This is a genomic window from Leucobacter komagatae, assembly GCF_006716085.1.
Taxonomy (GTDB): domain Bacteria; phylum Actinomycetota; class Actinomycetes; order Actinomycetales; family Microbacteriaceae; genus Leucobacter; species Leucobacter komagatae.
On sequence record NZ_VFON01000001.1, the window covers coordinates 2,161,583 to 2,182,827 of the forward strand.

A 21,245-nucleotide genomic window follows, 5' to 3' on the forward strand; every position below is an offset into this window, starting at 1 on the left:
GGCAGGATCCGTGGGCGCTCCGATCAGGGTGCTGCTCGTCGACGATCAGGCGCTCGTTCGCTCGGGCTTTCGCATCATCCTCGAGTCAGAGCCTGACATTGAGGTCGTCGGCGAGGCCGAGACGGGCACGCAGGCGATCGCGCTCGCGGCGGCGCTCACGCCCGACGTCATCTGCATGGACGTCGAGATGCCCGAGATGAACGGGATCGTCGCGTCGCGCGAGATCCTCTCCGCTCCTGGCGCGAGCCCGGCCGTGCTCGTGCTCACCACCTTTGGGCACGACGAGTACCTCTTCGATGCCCTCGCCGCTGGGGTGAGCGGCTTCCTGCTCAAGACGTCACGCGCCGAGCAGCTCATCGACGCCGTCAGGGTTGTCGCGGCGGGCGGCTCGCTACTCGGGCCCGAGGTCACCGGCGCCGTGCTCGCCCGGGTCCGCGACACGGGGCCCGCCGGGTCGGCGGGTGCCGGTGCGGCACCAGCTGCGCCGGAGGGCTCTGCACTCGAGGTCTCCGCGCTCGAACGGGCGATGGCTGACGTCGGCCTCACGCCGCGTGAGCGGGCCGTGCTCGTGCTGCTCGCGGAGGGTCGAACAAACGCAGAGATCGCGGCCGAGCTGTTCCTCGGCGAGGCGACGGTGAAGACGCACGTCTCCAATGTGCTGCAGAAACTCGGGGTACGCGACCGGCTGCAGGCAGTCGTGTGGGCGCACACCCGGCCGGAATAGGCCGGGCGCACGCCCACACCTGCGGTGCTTAGGCCGCGGCCTTCTGCTTCGCGAGGTCGACGAACACCTGCGTGTTAAAGGAGTACGCCTCGCGCACCTCTTCAATCATGCGTTGCTTGTCGTCATCACTGAGGGTCTCGCCGAGTCGGTCGAGGCCCTCACGGTAGGTCTCCTTGAATGCCTTGAGGTCACCGAGCGACTCGAAGTTGTAGAACTCGATCCCGGGGCCGTCGAAGCCGTGCTGGCGGGCGACGCGCTTCGCGATGATCTGCCCGCCGGAGAGATCTCCGAGGTAGCGGGTGTAGTGGTGCGCGACGATTCCGGGCAGCCAACCCTCGGCTGCAACCTCGCGAATGCGGGCGGCGTACGCCTCGCTCGCGGGGACGGGGCTGATCTCGTCTCGCCAGTTGGAGCCGAGCAGGTGCTCGAGGTCAACCTCAAGCGTCCCGAGGCGCACGAGCGCTGCGGGGTGCAGGTCTGCGTATGCGGGGTCTGCAGCGAGCTGCTGCGATGCCTCTTCGAGCGCCTCGTACATGAAGAAGTGCTGTGCGACGAGGTCGATGTAGTCCTGCTTCGTCGCGACACCACGCATGATGTCCTCCATGAAGTTCGCGCCCTCTGAGCTCGAGTGATCAGACCACGAGCTCTCTCGGATGACGCGGGAGAACGGCTTGTGGCCGTCGGCCTCAGGCTCGGCGGCGTGCGGGTTGCCGCCGTGCGGGTGGCCGCCGTGCGCCCCGTGGGGGTGCGCGCCGTGCCCGCCGTGCGGGTTCGCGCCGCCGTGACCGTGCGCGCCGTGCCCGCCCTCGGCCGGCTGGTGCTCTTCGCGCGCGGGCACGCCCAGCTTCGCGCAGGCCGCCTTGTAGAGCTCAACAACCTGGCGGCGAACCTGCGGCCGCTCGGTGATCGGAGAGGTGGGCCACTCAACGCGCAGGTCGTGCTCGCCCGCAGCGTCGGTCACTCGCCACATGCCGGCGTGTTCGTCGAGCCCAACCATCATGCTCGCAGTCGCCTCGGGAAAGCCGAACGCCTTCGCGATGAGCAGGCTGTCAGCGACGTGGTCGTCATTCATGTGGCTCGTCACGGCAGAAATCACCGCAGCATCAAAATTCATCACATCTTTCATTCTACGCTCCTTGAACGCCCCAAGACACTGGGAGTTCCCCCGCACCCCGCGGTGCTCAGCGACTCCGGGAGTCGCACGGAGTATCATCGAATTTCGTGCTCCCGCGCGCCCGCGGGTAGAGATTGGCGGTTTCGTGTTTTCCAGAGTCAAACGAGTTGGCCCGGTGGCGGCGCTCAGCATGCTCGCTGTGGTCGGCCTCACCCTGACCGCCTGCACCAGCGGAAACGCGGGTTCCGGCAACTCAGACCAGAACACGGTGAGCCCCGAGCTCGCGACGGCTGTCGACGAGGCCGTCGCCAACGCGCTTGAGCTCAGCGGCTCCACAGAGGCCGTCGTCGGCGTCTGGCAGGGCGACGACAAGGCGTACGTTCGCGGCTACGGCGAGGGCGTCACCGGGGCAACGACGTTCCGGGGCGCACAGGCATCGCAGCCCGTGATGTGCGCAATGCTGCTCGACCTCGCTGGCAAGGGTCAGATCGCGCTCGGCCGCCAGGTCTCGAAGGATCTCCCGAGGCAAGCAGGGATCGCCGACATCAGCTACGCGCAGCTCTGCAACCAGACTTCAGCTCTCGCCGACTTCAAGGGCGGCTTCGGCGACCGCTTCGCGAACAACCCGACGCGGCCCTGGCCCGAGCAAGAGCTGCTCGCGAACGGCCTCGCCCGCTCCCCGCTCGCTTGGCAGGGCAAGAACGTGTATATGTCAGACACGAACGCTGTCCTGCTCGATCGCGCCATCCGCCTCAAAGAGAACCGCGACACCTACGAGCTGCTGCAGAGCCACGTTTTCGACCCGGCAGGGATGACCGCGACCTCGTACCCGGACAGCTTTGCTGAGACTGAGATCCCGAAGGGCAGCCTGAAGCCCCTCACGTACCCGAGCTCGGGCGACAAGCCCGTGTGCGAGGCAGGCGTGGCCGAGATCACCGCACTCTCACCCTCGATGCTGCGCGGCGCTGGCGCAACGCTCACGACCGTCACTGACCTGAAGGACTTCTACGCGAAGTACCTGTCGGGCGGCTTCGGCGACAAGAAGTCGGCTCAGCACGTCACCGAGTTCCAGCCCGCGAAGAACCCCGAGCGCGACGAGGCCGGCGAGCCGACCTCCGAGCCCGACACCGAGGGCACGCAGATCGGGTTCGGCATCGAGAAGGTTGGCCCGCTGCAGGGCCGCGCGGGCGCGATGACCGGCTCGCTCACCGCCGCGTACTCCGACCCGGCGACCGGCTTGACGGTTGTCGTGGCCCTGAACAACTCCTCGGCCGGGGCCGCGTTCTCGCAGGCGCTCGCGTTCCAGCTCGCCGCGCTCTCCGGCGCGGAGCTGCCGTGGTCGGCTGAGGATCAGGGCGGCCGCCTCACCGAGCTCGCCGTCTGCCAGCCGGCAGCGGAGGGATAATTTTCCTCGGAGTGCCGCTTCGGTGGCGAGGCGGCACTCCGGATTCTGCTACGCTCGTATCGGTCGGGCTTACAGCCTGATTTTGCCCCACTCGGGGCCGTCGTCTAATGGTAAGACATCAGCTTCCCAAGCTGAGAACGCGGGTTCGATTCCCGTCGGCCCCTCCACTACTGCCTGTCTCGCCCGGCTACTCCTGCCCCTTGGCACCCGCCGGCCTCAACATCTGTGATCAGCGTTGCACAAGCCCATGCGGGCTAGCCGGGGCATATGTTGAGCCGATTGCAGACAGAGGGCGCGAGAGCGCCTGAGGCGCGCCCCGGGCGTTACACTGGGCGCCATGACGACTCGACACGGCACGTTCGCAACCTCCCTCGGAGACCTGCTGTTCGTTGCCGAGGGTGAAGCAATCACGGGGGTCTATTTCCCAGGGCACCGCTACCCGCCAGACCCCGAGCAGGTCGGCGACGACCTCGGCGCTGAGCCCGGTGACACCGTACTCGCGGAGGCCGCGCGCCAGCTGCGGGAGTACCTGCGCGGTGAGCGGACGCAATTCGATGTTACTCTCGCACCCGCGGGCGACGAGTTCTCGCAGCAGGTGTGGGCGCTCTTGCAGGCCATCCCGTTCGGGGCGACAACGACGTACGGCGAGCTCGCGCTGAGGCTCGGGAACCGGGCGCTCGCGCAACGGGTCGGCCAGGCTGTCGGCCACAACCCTGTGAGCATCATCATCCCCTGTCACCGCGTACTTGGCGCCGACGGCTCACTCACGGGCTTCGCGGGAGGCCTCGACCGGAAACGGGAGTTGCTGAGACTTGAAGAGCCCGAGCCAGCTGAGGCTGGGCGCCTCTTCTAACTCGCCCTCGGTACCTGGGTCGAGCGGGCCGTCACCCACGAGTACATGGCTACGGCGGCCGCTGCCGACGCGTTGATCGAGCGCGTCGAACCGTACTGCGTGATTTCGACAACGGCTTCCGCCGCCGCGATTGCCTCTTCCGAGAGCCCCGGGCCCTCCTGCCCAAACAGCATGACGCAGCGCTCGGGCCAGTCGAAGGTCTCCATGGGAACGCAGCCCGGCACGTTATCGATCGCGATGATCGGGATACCTTCGCCCTTCGCCCACTCCACGAGCTCCGCGATGTCGGCTCGGTGTTCGACGTGCTGATAGCGGTCGGTCACCATGGCACCCCGCTTGTTCCAGCGGCGGCGCCCAACGATCTGTACGGTGTCGGCCGCGAACGCATTTGCGCTCCGCACGATCGACCCGATGTTCATGTCGTGCTGCCAGTTCTCGATGGCGACATGGAACGGGTGACGCTGCTCGTCGAGGTCTGCGACGATCGCCTCCATGCGCCAGTAGCGGTAGCGGTCAACGACGTTGCGGCTATCGCCCGTTTCGAGCAGCTCGGGGTCGAAGTGCTCCTCGGTTGGCCACGCCTCGCGACCACCCGGCCACGGCCCAACGCCGGCCGTCGTGCGCTCGGGATGGGTCTCGGATTCAGGCAGTGGGGTGTCGCTCACCCACCCATTCTCCCAGGCCCGCTCGCGTGCGACCGCACAGCGGCAGCTACCGCGCGCGGAGCGCCTCGCCCATCCGCTGGATCGCCTCGCGCATGAGCGGCCGTGGCATCGCAAAGATGAAGCGCGCGCTCCCAGCACCCGCCGCACCGCAGGCGCGACCGTCGGTGAGCCCGACTCCGGCGTTCTCAAGGAAGAACGCCGCGGGATCCTCGATCCCGGTCTCCCGGAAGTCGAGCCAGCCGACATACGTCGCCTCGGGAACCGTGAGCCGAACGCCCGGAAGCTCCTTCGCCACGAGCTCGATGAGCTCGTCGCGGTTCCCCTCGAGGTAGCTCAGCACCTCGCCGAGCCATTCGTCACCGTGGTCGTAGGCCGTCGCGCTCGCGACGAGACCGAGCGTTGCCGTGCCGCGGCCCGCCATGTAACCGATCTCGTCCATGACTCGCTGGTCCGCAGCGTTCGAGACGATGAGCTGAGCGCACTTGAGCCCGGGCAGGTTCCATGCTTTTGATGCGGCCGTGGCGGTGATCGTGTGGCCGGCGGCAACCTCGTTCACCGTCGCGTACGAGATGAGGGTGTTACCGGGGAACACGAGGGGAGCCCAGATCTCGTCCGAGAATACCCGCCCGCCGTTGCGCTCAACAAGCTCGCTCACGGCCTCAAGTTCTTCACGCGTGAACACGCGCCCAACGGGGTTGAAGGGGTTGCACAGCACCAGGCAACGGCCACCGTCATCGAACGCCGCCTGCAGCCCCTCGAGGTCGAGCCGCCAAATGCCATCCTCGTCGCGCATGGGAACCTCGATGACCTCCCGACCATGCGCAGGCGGCACAGAGAGGAACGGCATGTACGACGGGGTAGGCACGATGATCTTCGAGCCGGGCTCTGAGAAGTGATTGATTGCGACCTCGTACGCGGTAATCACGTCGGGCACGGGGAAGACGTGCTCGGGTGCGGCTTCCCAGCCGTGGAGCCTGCGCAGACGCGCGGCGGTCGCTTCCTTCAACCGTTCCCTGTACTTCGGCGGCGTGTAACCGAACGCACCCTCCTCGACTGCGGCGTGCAGCGCCTCCTTAATGACGGGGGCAACACCGAAGTCCATCTCTGCGATAAACGCGCCCATGACGTTCGGGTCGGCCCACTTGGTGCCTCCGAGTGCGCGCAGGTCGGCGGCCGTTGTTGCATCAATTCGGGCGGCAAAAGATTTGGTGCTCATCGCTGGGCGTCCTTCCACGGGGTTCGGCGTCTCCTAGGTATTCTCCCGGATCACGAGCCCGTGGGCATCCGCGCCACCCGCGTTACAAACGCCACACTGCCAGCCTCAACCGACTCCAATCTGGCCCGAACCGGCCCGATCTGGCACACAATCTCGTCACGCGCCTTGACACGGGGCGTAACGCCCGCTTAACTTAGCGTCATGCATACTTTCGTTCGCACCCAGTCCGCCTCCGAGGTGAACTTTGGGATGACCGGCATGATGATGTCCGGTCGCGACGGTATGTGCTGCCGAATGTGCAAGTAGCCGCCACACACGTTTAGACCGTTTCTGGTAACCCGGCGCTCTCGGGCCGCGCGATCTTCTGATCGCTAGCTGAGCCCCGCCTGGTACGCCGCACCCATTCGCAGCACGCCCCGCAACGGGGCACACCAAAGGACTTCATCATCATGGCTATCACCGCCGCACCCGCACCCCAGACCACCATCGAGAACGAGATTCGCGGCTTCGCGCTCTACGTCGGTTTGTCAGAGGACAAGCTGAACTCGACAGACCCCTCGATCGGCGCCGTCGTCAGCGAGATCAAGCGACTCGTCGCGCAGCTCGCGCCGAACGCCGAGACCTATGCCGCAGTTGCCCTCGCCCCTGAGGGAACCGGCGGCCGCGACGTTGACGTCGTGCGCCTCGCGCTCGGCGACCCCGCCGCCGCTCACGCGCACCGCAAGCCCCAGGCAGCCAACCCCGACCGGGCTGCCAGCGGCGTCGTGCTCGACCTCTCGCGCAAGCGCGTTCTGCTCGACAGCGTGCCCGCGAACCTCACGTTCCGCGAGTTCGAACTGCTGCAGTTCCTCGTGCTTCGCGAGGGCCGCACTGTGGGGCGCGACGAGATCATCGACACCCTCTGGGCCGACGCAGAGGGCGAGGAGATCCCGAGCGCCCGCACCATCGACGTGCACATTCGCCGCCTGCGCGTGAAGCTCGCCCACTACCAAGACATCGTGCGCACCGTGCGCGGCACCGGCTACCGGTTCGACCGCCACGCCGACGTGTCGATCCTGCCTGCTTCGTCGCCGAGCCCAGATTTCATCTAGGCCCCACAGGACGTTCGCTGTAGTCTCGAAGTACCGCAGGCGGCCACCTCAGCGTGACCGCGGGCGCGCGTACGCAGCAACACGAAGGAGAAGGCTCCGATGACTACGCTTCCCCCTGAAGACAACGAGAAGGTGCCGGGCACGCCCGCAGAGGGCGCATCGACCGCACCCGCCGAGGAGTCGGCGCCCGCTGCTACGCCTCAGGCAGACGCCGAGCAGGCCGCGACGCCCCCGAGCTACTCGGCGCCGCAACAGCCATACACCGGCACGCAACAGCCCGGTTTCACCACGCCTCCCCCTGGTGACGCCCCGCTGCCTCCGGCTGGGCCGCAGCAGCCCGGTGCCCCCACGCCGCCTCCCGGTTACGGCGCACCCCAACAGCCGGGCTACGGCGCACCGCAGCAGCCCGCATACGGCCAGCCCGGCCAGCAGGGCTATGTCCAGCCGCAGGGGCAGCCAGGCCAGCCGGGCTACGGCCAGCCCCAGCAGCCGGGTTACGGCGCGCCACAGCAGCCCGCATACGGCCAGCCAGGCCAGCCCCAGGGCTACTACCAGCAGCAGCCGGGGCAGGCCGACCCGCTCCCGAACCTGACGGCAAGCTACTGGCTCTCCGTCTTCTTCCTGTTCATCCCGGCGCTCATCTTCTACCTCATCGAGAGCCCCCGCGCGACCCCGCAGGTGCGCGCGCTCCACGCGGCGAACCTGAACTTCTCACTGCTGCGCTCTGCCCTGTTCGTGCTCGGGTGGTTCCTGTCGATCGTTCCGATTCTCGGACCGCTGCTCCTCGGCCTCGCGCACCTCGCCGGATTCATCTTCCACATCATGGCGGCGGCGAAGCTCAATGAGACCTACCGCGCAGGTGGCGGGGACCCGTTCCTCTTCAACGCGCCGATGGTAAAGTAACTCACTCATACACACGGGCGGTCTGGCACAAGCCAGGCCGCCCGTTTGCGTGTGGCGGGCCTGGTTAGGACTCGGTCATGCGAGGCCCCGACCCGCCGTCACGCGCCGCCGCCCGGCTCGCTCGCCACGCGTTCCAGCGCTCCCAGAAGCGCGCGAGGGTCCGCCTGAGCCAGCCGAGCATTCTCCTCGCCCAGTGGTACTCAGAGCCGAGCACCGTCAGCCCGAGGAACACGATAAGCCAGCCGGGCCCGGGGAGCGGCACGAGGATAAGGCCGACGACAACGATGAGCCCGCCAAGCAGCGTGATGAGTACGCGATAGAGCACGTCGAGCCACGGGTACCTGCGGATGAATCCGCGCCAGCGCGCCATAAATCGCGCGATGGGCTGCCCCAATCGCTTCGCCCTGTCGGCGTCGTCTTCCGGTCTCGTCACGCCCAAAAGCGTATGCGCCCGCGCTTGGAGCCTTCCTGAGTTTCGGGGGTCACTCAGGGTCTCCTCAGGGCCGGTTCAGGGGTGGATTTGGGGGTCGCTAGCGGGGCGCGACGAGCGCGAATGGGTACCGCTCCGAGCGCACGATGTGCATCGCGGCGACATCGGCGTCACTGTCCTCGGAGCCGAGGCCGCGCAGCCGGTCGCCGGTCTCGCGATCAGGATCGGTCGACACCACGACCCGCCCGTGCGCGTTGACGAGCGCGGCAGAGTCGATGCCGCGGATGCTCGGGAGCAGGGACTCCTCAATCCCTGCGACGAGCACGTCGGCGCACGCGACGCCCCAGAACTCGCCGCCAACGACCACAGGAATCGCTGACGTGAGGGTGATCTCGTTCGAGCAGAGGTAGTCGACGAAGGGGCCCGCGATGTGGGGTTCACCGGTCTGCTTCGGGACGCGGAACCACTCGAGCCGCGCGAGGTCGATGACCGCTTGACCGGGCCCGAACGTTGAGGAGGCGAGCAGGTGCCTGTCGGCGCCCTGCCACCAGGCGAGCGGGTTGCCCTCGCCAACGACTGCGGCGCTTCCGCAGAACCCCGCGCCGTACAGCGGGCGGTCTCCGGTGTCGAGCACGCGGAACGCGCCCTCTCTCGTGAGGTCCGCGAGTGCGGGGCCCGAGAGTGGGAGCTGGGCTGCCCGGAGGTCGGCCTCAAGCTGCGGTATCCAGGCTTCGAGCGGGGCGAACACGCCGTCGAAGAAGGCGTCGACGACGGCTATGCCGTCGGCCAGCTGATGCGCTTCACTGCTCATCTCGTTTCTCCCGTTCGCGTCGTCTGCGTCGCGCCTCAAGTGTGCCACGAAGATCGGAGTCTCGGGAACCCGCGAGCAATTCGTCACGGAAGGCAATGAGCCAGCGTACCGAACCTCGCACGCTTTCACGCACCGCTGCGCGTGCCGCGGGCACGTCGCCTGCCCGCGTTGCGTCAACCTGGGTCACGATCGCCTCGTGCGTCTGACGGCGGGCCACGTCGTCGAGATCCTGCAGCGCGAGCAGCGGCGTGAACTCGGTCTGCAACCGCACGTGCTCGTTCGTGAGCCGCACGGACTGGCTGAGCGCGGCGAGCTCAAGTTGGGCCTCGGTGATTCGGCGACGCCACTCGGCAACGGGCGCGTCACGCGACTCGCTCAGCACGGCGGCGACGATCTCAAGCTCTTCGTCGGTTGCACGCAGGCACGCGTACTCGGCGCAGGCGGCAGAGACGACCTCGTAGTGCACCCCGAGGTCGGCGATCGCGACGCGCGACTCCTGCAGCAGCGTGCGCGCGTTGACCTCCTCGACGGCGGCGAGGCTCGGCCGCACGAAGCTTCCGCCGTTCCGCCCGCGCCGCGTCTCGATGAGGTCGCGGTGCCGAAGCTCGCTCAGGGCTTCGCGAACCGTAACGACCGCGACGCCGAGCAGGGTCGACAGCTCATTCTCGCTCGGCAGCCGCTCCCCCTCAGTGAACGCCCCGACCGAGATCGCCTGCACGAGACGCGAGACCACCATGTCGGTGCGCCCCTCCTCGCCAATGGGGGCGAACGCCGCGGTGCGCAGCCGGCTCGGGGTCGCAGCGGGCACGTGTGTGGTCAAGGGCGCGCCTCCGTTCAGCGGGCTGGAATGAGCCCTCGCACCTAAGCGTAATCAAAACGTGACGGCGAAGATGGATTTGTGCCTAAAACATCTAATCCCCTATGTTAATGTTCTAACCAACCTGATCGACAACGACGTTGAGGAGCAGTGGCACCATGGCCCACACCCCAAGCACCGAGCCCACAAGCGCAGTTTCCCTGCGCGGCGTGCACAAGCACTTCGGTGATGTCACCGCGGTGAAAGATCTCGACATCGACATCCGCGCCGGCGAGTTCTTCTCGATGCTCGGCCCCTCGGGCTCAGGCAAGACAACCGTGCTCCGCATGATCGCGGGCTTCGAGGAGCCGACCTCAGGCGAGATCCTCCTCCACGGCGAAGACGTCACCCGCTCGGCGCCGTTCGATCGCGAGGTCAACACCGTCTTCCAGGATTACGCGCTCTTCCCGCACCTCACGATCGCCGAGAACGTCGCCTACGGGCTGAAGGTGCGCGGCGTCACGAAGGCCGAGCGGGCGCGCCTCGTCTCGGAGGCGCTCGAGCAGGTCCGCCTCGGGCACGTCGCGACGCGCCTTCCCTCGCAGCTCTCGGGCGGCCAGCGCCAGCGCATCGCGCTCGCCCGCGCCCTGATCCTCCGCCCGAAGGTGCTGCTCCTCGACGAGCCGCTCGGCGCCCTCGACAAGCAGCTGCGCGAGCACATGCAGATCGAGCTCAAGCAGATTCAGCGCGAGGTTGGCATCACCTTCATCTTCGTGACCCACGACCAGGAGGAGGCGCTCACGCTCTCCGACCGCGTCGCGGTCTTCAACAACGGAAAGATCGAGCAGGTCGGCTCGCCCCGAGAGGTCTACGAGTTCCCCGAGACCGAGTTCGTCGCCGGGTTCCTCGGAGTCACGAACCTGCTCCCCGCCGAGCTCTCACGCGAACTCCTTGGCACCCAAGCGACGCACAGCCTCCGCCCCGAGCGCGTGCAGCTCGCAGACCCGACGGCAGCGGTAGATCCGGATACCGTTGCCATCCCCGCGACGGTCGCCGAGACCGTCTACGCGGGCGCCCACACCCGCTACCTCCTCGACACCGCTGACGGCACGCGCATCATCGCCGAGAAACAGAACTCGCACACGCCGCGCACCGAGGCGAGCATTCGCCGCGGCGACACCGTCAGCGTCCGCTTCGAGCGCGGCCACGCGACACCGATCCCGACCGCGCCCGGCGCCCCCGCTCCTGCGGCGAGCGCGCCGCAACACGCGTAACCGCCCGCGCATCAGGATCCCTCGCGGCCCCCTCCCCAAATTCCTCACCGAAGACCCACTCATCCCCTACGAAGGAGTACCGATGAACAAGAAACTACTCGCCGCACCGATCGCCATGGCGGCGGCGCTCGGCCTCGCCCTCACGGGCTGCTCGACCGACGGCGGCACCGCCGCGGGCGGCGACGGCGGCCTGCAGATCGATGTCCCCGACGTCCCGATGATGGAGAAGCTCGGCGCGAACGAGAAAGAGCTGAACATCGTCGCGTGGTCGGGCTTCGTTGAGCCCGCCTGGGCCGACAAGTTCACGGCCGACACCGGCTGTGTCGTGAACCGCAAGGTCGCGGCGACCTCCGACGAGATGGTGCAGCTCATGCGCACCGGCGAGTACGACCTCGTTTCGGCTTCGGGTGACGCGAGCCTCCGCCTCATCGTCGACGGTAACGTGCAGCCGCTCAACACCGAGCTCATCCCGAACTTCGGCGACGACATCGTCGAGGGCATGAAGGGCCAGCTGTACGATACGCTCAACGGCAACGTCTACGGCATCCCGATCGGCCGCGGCGCGAACATCCTCGAGTACAACAGCGAGGTCGTCACCGAGACCCCCGATAGCTGGAGCGTCGTGTGGGAGAAGGACAGCCCGTACGCCGGCAAGATCGCGGCCTACGACAGCCCGATCTACATCGCCGACGCGGCGATCTACCTCATGGAGCACCAGCCCGACCTCGGCATCACGAACCCGTACGCGCTCGATCAGGAGCAGCTTAAGGCCGCGACCGAGCTGCTCAAGCAGCAGAACGCGATGGTCTCCGAGTACTGGTCGCCCGCGACGAACGTAACGTCGTTCACCGGCGGCAACTCGGTCGTTGGCACCTCGTGGGAGGTGCTGCGCAAGGCCACGCAGGACGAGAAGTTCAAGAGCGTGCTGCCGAAGGAGGGCGCGACGGGCTGGTCTGACGCGTGGATGCTCGCGACCGATTCGAAGAGCCCGAACTGCGCGTACGCATGGATGGACTACACCTCGGCGCCCGACGTCAACGGTGCGATCGCGATGAACTTCGGCATGGGCCCCGCGAACGGCGCGTTCTGCGAGCTCAGCGACGAGGCGAAGGCGCACTGCGACTACTTCAACGCCACCGACGAGGAGTACTACAAGCAGGTGTGGTTCTGGACGACGCCCATCGACCAGTGCCTCGACGGCCGCACTGACGTGAAGTGCACGAACTACCAGGACTGGACGAACGCCTGGGCGACAGTCAAGGGCTAACACCCCACCGGCGGGGCGCCCTCGGGCGCCCCGCACCCCCTCTCTTCCCCACCCCACCCCGTCAGCGAGGACACCGTGAGCACTCAGTCAGCTCTTCAACGCAAGCCGCGGCCCATCTCGACCGCGCTCTACCGCCACCCGAAGGGCCGACTCGCGTCGCTCCTCACCCTCCCGATGACCTGGCTCGTTGGCGTCTACATCCTGTCGCTCGCGATCATGCTCGTGACGGCGTTCTGGACGACGGACCCGTTCACGTCGCGCGTGAAGCCAGGGTTCACCCTCGATAACTTCGCGCAGCTCGCGACGGTGCCCGCGTACGGGATGACCGCGCTGCGCACCCTCGGTATCGCGCTCGCGGTCACCCTCATCTGCGCGGCATTTTCAGTACCGCTCGCCGTGTTCATGTCACAGGTCGCGGGGCCGAAGCTGCGCGCCGTACTCGCCGTGCTCGTGACTCTCCCGCTGTGGGCCGGCTACCTCGTGAAGGTCATCGGCATGCGTCTCGTCTGGACCGAGAACGGCTTCTTCAACTGGGCGCTCGAGCCGCTCGGCATCTCGGGGCCCGGCTTCGGCGTGCTCACGGTGACGCTCACCCTCGTCTACCTGTGGTTCCCGTACATGGCGATCCCGGTCTACACGGCGGTCGCTCAAATCCCGCCGAACCTGTTCGACGCGTCGTCAGATCTCGGTGCCCGCGGCTTCCGCACGATCCGCACCGTCGTCGCGCCGCTGCTCATGCCGTCGCTCATCGCGGGCTCGATCTTCACCTTCTCGCTGAGCCTCGGCGACTACATCTCAGCGATGTACGTCGGCGGCTCGACGCAGATGATCGGCAGCATCATCGCGCAGAACATCAACCTCAACCCGCCGCTCGCAGCCGCGTTCTCGTTCGTGCCGATCGTGCTGGTCATCGTCTACCTCGGGGCCGTCCGCCGCACGGGCGCCCTGAACAACCTCTGAGCGGAAGGGAGCACGCAATGCTTCGTCTGAATCGCGGAACCAAGGTCGCGCTCGGCGCCGTCACCGTCGTCGTTCTCGGGTTCCTCTATATCCCCATGTTCGTGATCGTCATGAACTCATTCAACTCGGGCCGCGTTTCGGGCTGGCCGATCCCCGGCTTCTCGCTCGAGTGGTGGGGCAAGGCGCTCACGAACCCGGCCATGCACGCCGCGTTTCTCAACTCGGTGATTGTTGCCTCGGTCGCGACGGCGTTCGCGCTCGTGCTCGGCACGCTCGCGGCGTTCGCCCTCCAGCGCTTCAAGTTCTTCGGCCAGAACACGGTGAACCTGCTCATCGTGTTGCCGATCACGCTGCCCGGCATCGTCACCGGTGTCGCGCTCTCGAACACGTTCCACCAGGTGCTGAAGCCGATGGGGATCCATGTCGGGTACTGGGGCATGATCATCGCGCACGCCACCTTCTGTGTGGTGATGGTCTTCAACAACGTCATCGCCCGCCTGCGCCGTATGAACCCGAACCTCGAAGAGGCGTCGGCAGACCTCGGGGCCGGCATTGGCCAGACCTTCCGCCTCATCACGTTCCCGCAGTTTCGGCCGGCATTTATCGCGGGCGGCCTGCTCGCGTTCGCGCTGTCGTTCGACGAGATCGTCGTCACGATCTTCACCGCCCCGCCGGGCACCGAGACGCTGCCGCTCTGGATCATGAACCAGATGGGCCGGCCGAACGAGGTCAACCAGGTGAACGTCGTCGCAACGCTCATGATCTTGCTGTCGCTCATCCCCGTCTACTTCTCGCAGCGGGCGCAGCGCGCCGACACGTAGGCGCTGGGCTTCGCAGGCGCAGTCGGCCTCGACAGGTGGCCGCGGAGCACTCCCTTGGGAATGCTCCGCGGCCATTCTGTGTTAGTTGACATCGATCAACCATCGCTATATAGTTGACCGTTATCAACTTTTGAGAGGATCATCTCACCCGCATGAGCCGCACCACCCCCGCCGCCCCCGCACTGGACGACAAACCCGAAATCCTGACGGGCCGCGCCAAGAACCTCGCCCTCGCAGGCCTGTTCCTCGCGAACTTCGTATCGATGCTCGCCATGAACGTTGTCGGCACCTCGATGCCGATCATCATCGCCGACATCGGCGGCACCCAGGCCGCCTTTACCTGGGTCGTCACCGCGACGATGCTCGCGAGCGCGATCGCTACCCCGATCTGGGGCAAGCTCGCCGACCTCACGAGCAAGAAGATGCTCCTGCAGGTCGCGCTCATCGTCTTCATCCTTGCGTCGGCCCTCGCCGGCTTCGCGCAAGATCCCACCTGGCTCATCATCTGCCGCGTCTTCCAGGGCATCGGCGTCGGCGGCCTCGGCGCGCTCGCGCAGATCGTGCTCGCCGAGATCGTCAGCCCCCGCGAGCGCGGCAAGTACATGGGTATCCTCGGCGCGATCATGGCCGTCGCGACCGTCGGCGGCCCGCTGCTCGGTGGCTTCTTCACCGACACGATCGGCTGGCGTTGGAACTTCTACGTCGCGGCCCCGATCGCGATCGTCGCAATCATCATGCTGCAGCGCACACTGCACCTGCCGACGACGAAGCGTAAGATCACGATCGACTACTGGGGCGCGACGCTCATCTCGCTCGGCTTCTCGAGCCTGCTCATCTGGGTCACTCTCGCGGGCACGAACTTCGACTGGGTTTCGTGGCAGTCGGCGCTCATGGTTGGCGGCGGCGTCATCGCGCTCGTCATCGCAGTCTTTGTCGAGCTCAGGGTCGACGAGCCGCTCATCCCGATGACGCTCTTCAAGAACCGCACGTTCACGATGGCCTCCATCGCGTCAATCGCTGTCGGCCTCGCGATGATGGGCACCATGGTGTTCCTCGGCCAGTACATGCAGCTCGCGCGCGGCCGTTCGGTCATCGAGTCGAGCCTGCTGTCACTTCCGATGATGGCGGGCGTGCTCATCTCGTCGACGATTGTCGGTCAGATCATCACGCGCACCGGCAAGTGGAAGCGCTACATGGTCGCTGGAGCGGTCTTGCTGCTCGGCGGCATGCTGCTCATGGGCCAGCTGCGCTACGACACGAACTACTGGTACGTGGGCGTCTCGATGGCGGTGCTCGGCGCGGGCGTCGGCATGACGATGCAGAACCTCGTGCTCGTCACGCAGAACACGGTCTCGCCCCTCGAGATGGGCGTCGCGAGCTCGTCCGTGACGTTCTTCCGCACCGTCGGCGGCACCGCAGGCATCTCAGTTATGGGCGCGATGCTCGGCCACCAGGTCGCTGACTACGTGAAGGAAGGCCTCGCGAAGCTTCCGCCGAAGGATCTCGCGGGCGCTGAAGCGCTCGCGGACGGGAAGCTCCCGAAGATCGCCGAGCTCACCGCCCCGATCCGCGACGTCGTCGAGTCGGCCTACGGGCACGCGATCGGCAACATCTTCCTCGCCGTCTCCCCCATCGCGATCGTCGCGCTCATCGCGATCATCATGCTGCCGAACATCCCGCTCAACAACAAAAGCAACGCCGAGCGGATCGCGGAGCTGCACGAAGCGGAGGCCGCGAACCTTGCAAACTCCGGTGAAGGATCTTCGGAGGGGGCCGGGGAGCCCCGGCCAGTCGATAGGGTTCTTATCGACACCACGGGGCCTATCGTGCTCCCGCATCACCGCCCCGGCACGGACCGCACGGCCGAACGATAGGACGCAGCATGTCTTCCGCAGCCCCCGAAGAGGAGATCGTCGCAGGGATCATCTCAGAGTTCACCGAGGCGTTCGCGTTCTCGCGTACCCGCTGGACGCGCTACGCGAACGAGGTGAGCGCTGAGCTCAGCGGGGTGAGCATGCTCGTGCTGCAGATCGTGTTCAGGCGCGGCCCGATCACCGCGACAGGGGTCGGCCACTGGCTCGACATGGACAAGTCGCTCGTCAGCAGGCACGTCGCGAAGCTGCGCGACCTCGGCCTCATCGTCGCGACGGAGTCGCCCGAGGATAGGCGCGTGCAGGTCTTGACCGTGAGCGAGCACGCGACCGAGCTGCTGAACGGGGTTCGGGAGCGCTGGACGAACGCGTACCGCGAGCGCCTCGCCGATTGGAGCGAGGAAGAGCTCGAGTCGCTTCGCTCGGGCCTGCACCGATTCAACGCGTCTGCGGACACGCTGCCGACGGATGGGCCCGCGGCCCGGTGCGCGCGGCATGCGGGGGACACCGGCGACACCCGGGATGCCACGGAGACCGACCCCGCAGCGTAAGGTTACGGAACAACAAGCGGCGACGGCTCGCGGCGATCACGGTACTCACCGTTCGCCGCGAGCCGCCATCGTTTCCAGTGCTTCTCGGAGAGGGCGAACGGCAGGTGCTCCTGCACGTGCCGCGCGGCTCCTGCCAGGCGGTCGTCGCCCGGCAGGCTCAGCTGCAGCGAGAGCTTCGCGCTCGCCTGACCGAGCGAGACTCGCGCGGCGCTCCCACCGAGCCGAGCGCCGTAGCCGTCCACGGCGAAGTCGCCGCACTCCGCAGGCGAGATTCCGGCATACGGGGCCCCTGCCCCGGGATCCTTCGCGAGCCCCATCACCGAGCCCGTGAGCGTTGGCCGCAGGTGCGCGGGTGCTTTCAGCGCCGGGTTCCGTTTCACGTCGAACAGGTCGAGCGCCGCGGTGAGCTGGTCATCCCGCACGCTCCAACTGTCGATCACGGTCTTGCGGGCGCTCCGCCCGCCGAGCCGCTCGGCGATGGCAGCTTCGAACGGGCTCACCTCGTCGGGGCGCGCAGCGTGGATGACGACGAGACGCCACTCCACGGGTGCGTGCTCGACAACGCACTCAGCGAGGAAACGCTCGAAAGCTTCGAGCCCACCGGCTGCCCGCCGCGTGCGGAGCGAGTGCGCGCCACCCTTCGATGCGGGCAGGCCGTCGTAGGTCACGAGTTCGGGAGTCTGGTGCGCTGTGTCGGTCACGCGTGCGAGATTACCAGCGCGGAAGTGGCGCGGCTACTGGAGCCGCTTCCTGATCCAGGCCGAGGCGAGGTCGACCGCGATGATCACGATGAGGATGATGATGAGGTAGGTCAGCATCTCGTCGAACTGGAACGTCTTGATCGCCTTGTTGATGAGCAACCCGATGCCGCCGGCGCCGACAAGGCCGAGCACGAGCGATGAGCGCACGTTCACGTCGAAGCGGTAGAGCAGCAGGCCGGTGAGCTGCGGGAGCACGTTCGGGATCGTCGCGTTCGCGACAACCTGCCAGCGGGACGCGCCCGCGGTTCGCAGTGCCTGCTCGGGCCCCTGGTCGACGTCCTCCATCGCCTCAGCCCAGAGCTTGCCCATCACACCGGTGTTGTGGCAGATGAGCGCGAGTACCCCCGCGAACGGCCCAAGGCCAACCGCGGTCACGAAGATGAGCGCAAAGACGATATCGGGCACGGCTCGGAAGAACGAGAGGATCCCGCGCGCGACCTGGTAGACCGCCTGGTTCGGCGTGGTCGTCCGCGCCGCGAACACCGCGAGCAGCAGCGCGAACGGCACGGACACGGTCGTGCCGAGCAGGCCGATCCAGAGCGTCGTGAGCGCGCCCTCGATGCCCTTCTGCAGCACCTCGGCGCTGAGGTCGGGCGGGAACGCCTCAGAGATGAAGTTCGCCATGCCCTTCGCCCCGGTGACGAGCGCCTCGGGCCGGAACTCGGTCGCTTGGAACGCGAGCACGTGCAGGGCGACGAGCACGACGAGGATCACGGACCACGAGCCAGCGCGGTAGACGGTCTTGGGGTCGCGCGGCACCTCAAGGCGGGTGGGGGCGGTGCTGTGTATCACTTGGGGTCCTAGAGGTAGAGGGCTGCGAGTTCGGTGTCGTCGAGCTCGGCGACCGGGCAGTCGAATACGAGGTGGCCGTCGCGGAGCCCGATGACGCGGTCTGCGTAGGCGCGGGCCAGGTGCGGCTGGTGCAGCACCGCCGCGACGCCGAGCCCCTCCTCGACCGCGAGCTGCCGGAGCAGCCGCATCACGTCGTCGGCCGCGCGCGGGTCGAGCGCCGACACCGGCTCGTCGGCGAGGATCATGCGGGGGCGCTGGCAGAGCGCGCGGGCGATTGCGACGCGCTGCTGCTGGCCGCCCGAGAGGCTGTCGGCCCGGTCGTGGGCGCGGTCGGCGAGGCCCACGCGCTCGAGGCAGGCCATCGCCTCCTCCTTGAGTTCCGCGCCGAAGAGCGGCGGGATAGAGCGCCAGGCCGGGAGCCTGGAGAAGCCGCCCGCGCACACGTTCTGGAGCGCGGTGCGACGGGGAACGAGGTGGATCTTCTGGAAGACGGTCGCCGCCGAGCGGCGCGCCTCGGCCCGCCTCGCTGCGCTCGCCTCGGTGAGGCGGACGCCGGCGATCTCGATGTCGCCGGAGTCCGCCTCGATGATGCCGTTCACCGCGCGCAGCGTCGTCGACTTCCCAGAGCCGTTCGCTCCGAGGAACGCGACGACCTCGCCGGCGTGAACACGCATGCTCATATCGGAGAGCACGACGCGACCGCCGAAACTCTTCGAGATCGCCTGGACGTCGAGGAGCACCTCGGGCTCGGTGATTCGGGCTGCGTGGGCGCTCGGGCTGTGCGCGGTGATCGACATGAGGGTTACACGTCCTTTTCGGTGAGACCCATGGTCTCGGCGAGGTCGAACAGCGGCTTGTAGGTCTCGTTCGTGACGGGGATCAGCGGGCCGGCCGGGTCAACCCCGAGGAAGCCGGAGACCTTCTCAACGTCGGCCGCGTCGAGGCTCAGCAGCGCCTCCGAGACCGCGTCCTTGAACTCCTGCGGCATGTTGCCGCGAACCGTGATCGGGTCGTTCGGGATCTCCTCGGACTTCCAGACCTGCCGGAACTTCGACTCGTCGAAGGTGCCCTCAGCGGTCGCGGTCGCGAGCGTCTGCGAGTTGATCTGCGCGGCGTCGACCGTGCCGTTGACGAGCGCGAGCAGCGCCTCGGGGTGGCCGCCTGCGTAGTCAGCGGTCACGTCCTCGTCGATGCCGGCGTCCTTCAGCGCCGACATCGGGAGCGCGTCGCCCGACGTCGAGCCGGGGCTGCCAAGCGCGAGCGTCTTGCCCTTCAGGTCCTCAATCGTCTGGACGGGCGAATCCTTCGGCACCCAGATGCCACCCGTGTACGTGGTCGGGTTCCCCTCAGCGTCGCCGAACGAGACCATGGCGGTCGCGTCTGCGCGCTGGTTCGCGAACACGAACCCGAGCGGGCCGAACTGCGCGATCTCGAGCTGGTCGTTCTCCATCGCGAGCACCTCGGCCGCGTAGTCCTCGGTGATCGAGACCTCGACCTCGCAGTCGAGCTTCTCGGAGAGCGCCGCCGCGAGTGTCTGGTACGCGGGTTCAAGGCGCTCAGGGTCCTCGTAGGGGAGGATGCCGAAGCGGATCTTGCCGTCGGGGCAGGTCACGCCCGCCGCGTCGGCGTTCGCGCCGCTCTCGTCGGCGGCCGCCGTGCAGCCCGTGAGGCCGAGCCCGATGAGCGCGACCGCCGAGGCGGCGAGGATGGTGTTCTTCTTCACGGTTCTCCTTGGTTGTTGGTGTGAAGCGGGTTGTTGGTGTGAAGCGGGTTGTTGGTGTGAAGCGGGTTGTTGGTGTGAAGCGGGATTGGGGTCAGAATGAGGCGATCGTGCGGGCGCCGAGCGCCGGGCCGATGGTCATGCCGATCCCGGTCGTGACAGTCACGACCGAGACGCCGGGAATCGGCTCCTCGCGCAGCAGCTCACGCTCGGAGCTCGACGCGTAGATGCCCTGCCAGCGCTCGATGACCTCGAGCATGTCGGTTCCGAGGAGCGCCGCCGCGTCCGCGAGCAGCAGGTCAGACCAGCGCTCGTCGAGGAACGGGGGCGCAGCGTCGAAGTAGTCGTGCGAGTCGCCGACGAGCAGCGTGCCGTCGGGCTGCTGCGTGAACATCACGTTCGCGCCGATCTCGAGCAGTTCGGGGCGCAGCCGCTCGGTCTCTTCGCGCAGCGCATCCTGCGCCGGCCCGGCGAACGCGCCATAGCGCAGCATCGATGTACCGCTCAGCACGGCCGGCCCGAGGCCCATGTCGTGCGGGGCGCGCACGCGAGCCATCTGCAGGACGCACTCGCGGACGTCGCCTGCGAGGTCCGGGAACAACCTGCCGACGAGGTGGCCCGCTGCGATGATCACGCGATCCGCTGCGATCTTCCCGCGGCTCGTCTCGAGCGTGAGGTGCTGGCCTTCACGCACCCCGAAGAGCGTCGTACCGAACCGCACCTCGCCGCGTTCGTGATCGGCGATCCAGCGCGCGAGATCGGCGACCACCGTGCGCGGGTTCGCCGTGAGGTCGCCGGCGAGCAGGATCCCGGAGCGGATCTCGCCCGGCGTCGCGAGGCGGAGCTGATCAGCAACCTGCCCGGCGGTGAGCAGCTCGCCCTCAGCGGCGTCCTTCTGCTCGGCGAGCTCGACGAGCACGGCCTCCTCCGCGGCCGAACGGGCGACCGCGAGCGTACCCGACACCCGCGCCTCGATCCCCGTGCGCTCGGCGAGGGAGCGCCAGAGCGGGTTCGCCTCGCGGGCGAGCTCGCCGACCTCCCCAGCCTGCACCGAGGTGCAGACGTGGCCGAAGTTGCGGATGCTCGCGAGCACCGCCCTCGAGTCTTGCTCGATGACGGTGACGCGGTAACCGGCGTCGAGTGCGGCGACCGCGTGGGAGAGGCCCACGATCCCGGCGCCGACGATTGCGATATGCGAAGTCATGGTTCGAGGATGCGGG

22 protein-coding genes and 1 tRNA gene are annotated in these 21,245 nt (G+C 67.5%); 12 read left to right on the top strand and 11 right to left on the bottom strand.

The annotated features are described in order from the left end of the window. Window positions 1-10 precede the first annotated feature (10 nt). Window positions 11-724, top strand: a complete 714-nt coding sequence (locus FB468_RS09845; protein ID WP_141887189.1) for a response regulator — start codon at window positions 11-13, stop codon at window positions 722-724. A gap of 28 nt (window positions 725-752) precedes the next feature. On the opposite strand, the gene FB468_RS09850 is transcribed toward FB468_RS09845, so the two are convergent. Then, entirely contained in the window at window positions 753-1,838 is a 1,086-nt protein-coding gene (locus FB468_RS09850) for a biliverdin-producing heme oxygenase (RefSeq protein ID WP_246055959.1), read from the bottom strand. 175 nt (window positions 1,839-2,013) lie between these two features. Here FB468_RS09850 and FB468_RS09855 point away from each other — a divergent pair, with 175 nt between their 5' ends. The 3 genes from FB468_RS09855 to FB468_RS09865 all read left to right on the top strand — a co-directional run bounded on the left by FB468_RS09855 (window position 2,014) and on the right by FB468_RS09865 (window position 4,096). Further along, window positions 2,014-3,243: a serine hydrolase domain-containing protein gene (locus FB468_RS09855; protein WP_246055837.1), complete on the top strand. Its 1,230-nt coding sequence runs from the start codon at window positions 2,014-2,016 to the stop codon at window positions 3,241-3,243. Between the two features lie 93 nt (window positions 3,244-3,336). After that, a tRNA-Gly gene (locus tag FB468_RS09860) sits at window positions 3,337-3,410 on the top strand. Window positions 3,411-3,580: 170 nt separating this feature from the next. Continuing rightward, window positions 3,581-4,096 carry a methylated-DNA--[protein]-cysteine S-methyltransferase gene (locus FB468_RS09865; protein ID WP_141887190.1) on the top strand — a complete coding sequence of 172 codons (516 nt, stop codon included), beginning with the start codon at window positions 3,581-3,583 and terminating at the stop codon, window positions 4,094-4,096. On the opposite strand, the gene FB468_RS09870 is transcribed toward FB468_RS09865, so the two are convergent. Together FB468_RS09870 and FB468_RS09875 are read right to left on the bottom strand one after the other, a co-directional pair. Then, window positions 4,093-4,761, bottom strand: a complete 669-nt coding sequence (locus FB468_RS09870; protein ID WP_342777250.1) for a TrmH family RNA methyltransferase — start codon at window positions 4,759-4,761, stop codon at window positions 4,093-4,095. The two genes, FB468_RS09865 and FB468_RS09870, sit on opposite strands and share 4 nt — an antisense overlap. Before the next feature lie 46 nt (window positions 4,762-4,807). Beyond that, window positions 4,808-5,977: a MalY/PatB family protein gene (locus FB468_RS09875; protein ID WP_141887191.1), complete on the bottom strand. Its 1,170-nt coding sequence runs from the start codon at window positions 5,975-5,977 to the stop codon at window positions 4,808-4,810. Between the two features lie 449 nt (window positions 5,978-6,426). Here FB468_RS09875 and FB468_RS09880 point away from each other — a divergent pair, with 449 nt between their 5' ends. Both FB468_RS09880 and FB468_RS17130 read left to right on the top strand, forming a co-directional pair. Further along, window positions 6,427-7,068: a winged helix-turn-helix domain-containing protein gene (locus FB468_RS09880; RefSeq protein WP_141887192.1), complete on the top strand. Its 642-nt coding sequence runs from the start codon at window positions 6,427-6,429 to the stop codon at window positions 7,066-7,068. A 99-nt stretch (window positions 7,069-7,167) separates the two neighbouring features. Then, window positions 7,168-7,971 carry a magnetosome magnetite crystal formation protein family gene (locus FB468_RS17130; protein WP_170219699.1) on the top strand — a complete coding sequence of 268 codons (804 nt, stop codon included), beginning with the start codon at window positions 7,168-7,170 and terminating at the stop codon, window positions 7,969-7,971. A gap of 64 nt (window positions 7,972-8,035) precedes the next feature. Here the strand turns inward: FB468_RS17130 and FB468_RS09890 are convergent, their stop codons facing one another. From FB468_RS09890 to FB468_RS09900, 3 genes are all read right to left on the bottom strand, one after another. Beyond that, window positions 8,036-8,404: a TIGR02611 family protein gene (locus FB468_RS09890; RefSeq protein WP_246055838.1), complete on the bottom strand. Its 369-nt coding sequence runs from the start codon at window positions 8,402-8,404 to the stop codon at window positions 8,036-8,038. Between the two features lie 97 nt (window positions 8,405-8,501). Next, window positions 8,502-9,212 (bottom strand): cache domain-containing protein, encoded by a 711-nt coding sequence (locus FB468_RS09895; RefSeq protein ID WP_141887193.1) that lies wholly within the window; start codon window positions 9,210-9,212, stop codon window positions 8,502-8,504. After that, complete coding sequence (locus tag FB468_RS09900; RefSeq protein WP_246055839.1) at window positions 9,202-10,032, bottom strand: FadR/GntR family transcriptional regulator; 831 nt, start codon at window positions 10,030-10,032, stop codon at window positions 9,202-9,204. Before FB468_RS09900 ends, FB468_RS09895 begins: the two co-directional genes overlap by 11 nt. Window positions 10,033-10,187: 155 nt before the next feature. Between FB468_RS09900 and FB468_RS09905 the strand changes: the two genes are divergently transcribed. From FB468_RS09905 to FB468_RS09930, 6 genes are all read left to right on the top strand, one after another. After that, window positions 10,188-11,282 carry an ABC transporter ATP-binding protein gene (locus FB468_RS09905; protein ID WP_141887194.1) on the top strand — a complete coding sequence of 365 codons (1,095 nt, stop codon included), beginning with the start codon at window positions 10,188-10,190 and terminating at the stop codon, window positions 11,280-11,282. A gap of 82 nt (window positions 11,283-11,364) precedes the next feature. Continuing rightward, a complete protein-coding gene (locus FB468_RS09910) occupies window positions 11,365-12,549 on the top strand; it encodes an ABC transporter substrate-binding protein (protein ID WP_141887195.1) in 1,185 nt (394 codons plus the stop codon). A gap of 75 nt (window positions 12,550-12,624) precedes the next feature. Then, window positions 12,625-13,509, top strand: coding sequence for an ABC transporter permease (locus tag FB468_RS09915; protein WP_141887196.1), 885 nt, complete (start codon window positions 12,625-12,627; stop codon window positions 13,507-13,509). 17 nt (window positions 13,510-13,526) lie between these two features. Continuing rightward, window positions 13,527-14,330 carry an ABC transporter permease gene (locus FB468_RS09920; RefSeq protein ID WP_141887197.1) on the top strand — a complete coding sequence of 268 codons (804 nt, stop codon included), beginning with the start codon at window positions 13,527-13,529 and terminating at the stop codon, window positions 14,328-14,330. A 152-nt stretch (window positions 14,331-14,482) separates the two neighbouring features. Continuing rightward, entirely contained in the window at window positions 14,483-16,204 is a 1,722-nt protein-coding gene (locus tag FB468_RS09925) for an MDR family MFS transporter (protein WP_141887198.1), read from the top strand. Between the two features lie 8 nt (window positions 16,205-16,212). Further along, complete coding sequence (locus FB468_RS09930) at window positions 16,213-16,752, top strand: MarR family winged helix-turn-helix transcriptional regulator (protein ID WP_141887199.1); 540 nt, start codon at window positions 16,213-16,215, stop codon at window positions 16,750-16,752. A gap of 2 nt (window positions 16,753-16,754) precedes the next feature. On the opposite strand, the gene FB468_RS09935 is transcribed toward FB468_RS09930, so the two are convergent. The 5 genes from FB468_RS09935 to FB468_RS09955 form a co-directional block, all read right to left on the bottom strand. Next, window positions 16,755-17,453: a phospholipase D-like domain-containing protein gene (locus FB468_RS09935; RefSeq protein WP_141887200.1), complete on the bottom strand. Its 699-nt coding sequence runs from the start codon at window positions 17,451-17,453 to the stop codon at window positions 16,755-16,757. 33 nt (window positions 17,454-17,486) lie between these two features. Continuing rightward, window positions 17,487-18,305: a phosphonate ABC transporter, permease protein PhnE gene (gene phnE, locus FB468_RS09940; protein WP_141887201.1), complete on the bottom strand. Its 819-nt coding sequence runs from the start codon at window positions 18,303-18,305 to the stop codon at window positions 17,487-17,489. 8 nt (window positions 18,306-18,313) lie between these two features. Then, window positions 18,314-19,102, bottom strand: a complete 789-nt coding sequence (locus FB468_RS09945; RefSeq protein ID WP_141887202.1) for a phosphonate ABC transporter ATP-binding protein — start codon at window positions 19,100-19,102, stop codon at window positions 18,314-18,316. 5 nt (window positions 19,103-19,107) lie between these two features. Beyond that, window positions 19,108-20,028, bottom strand: coding sequence for a phosphate/phosphite/phosphonate ABC transporter substrate-binding protein (locus FB468_RS09950; RefSeq protein ID WP_141887203.1), 921 nt, complete (start codon window positions 20,026-20,028; stop codon window positions 19,108-19,110). Between the two features lie 91 nt (window positions 20,029-20,119). After that, on the bottom strand, window positions 20,120-21,229 hold the full coding sequence (locus FB468_RS09955; RefSeq protein WP_141887204.1) for a TIGR03364 family FAD-dependent oxidoreductase: 1,110 nt from the start codon (window positions 21,227-21,229) through the stop codon (window positions 20,120-20,122). Window positions 21,230-21,245: the final 16 nt, after the last annotated feature.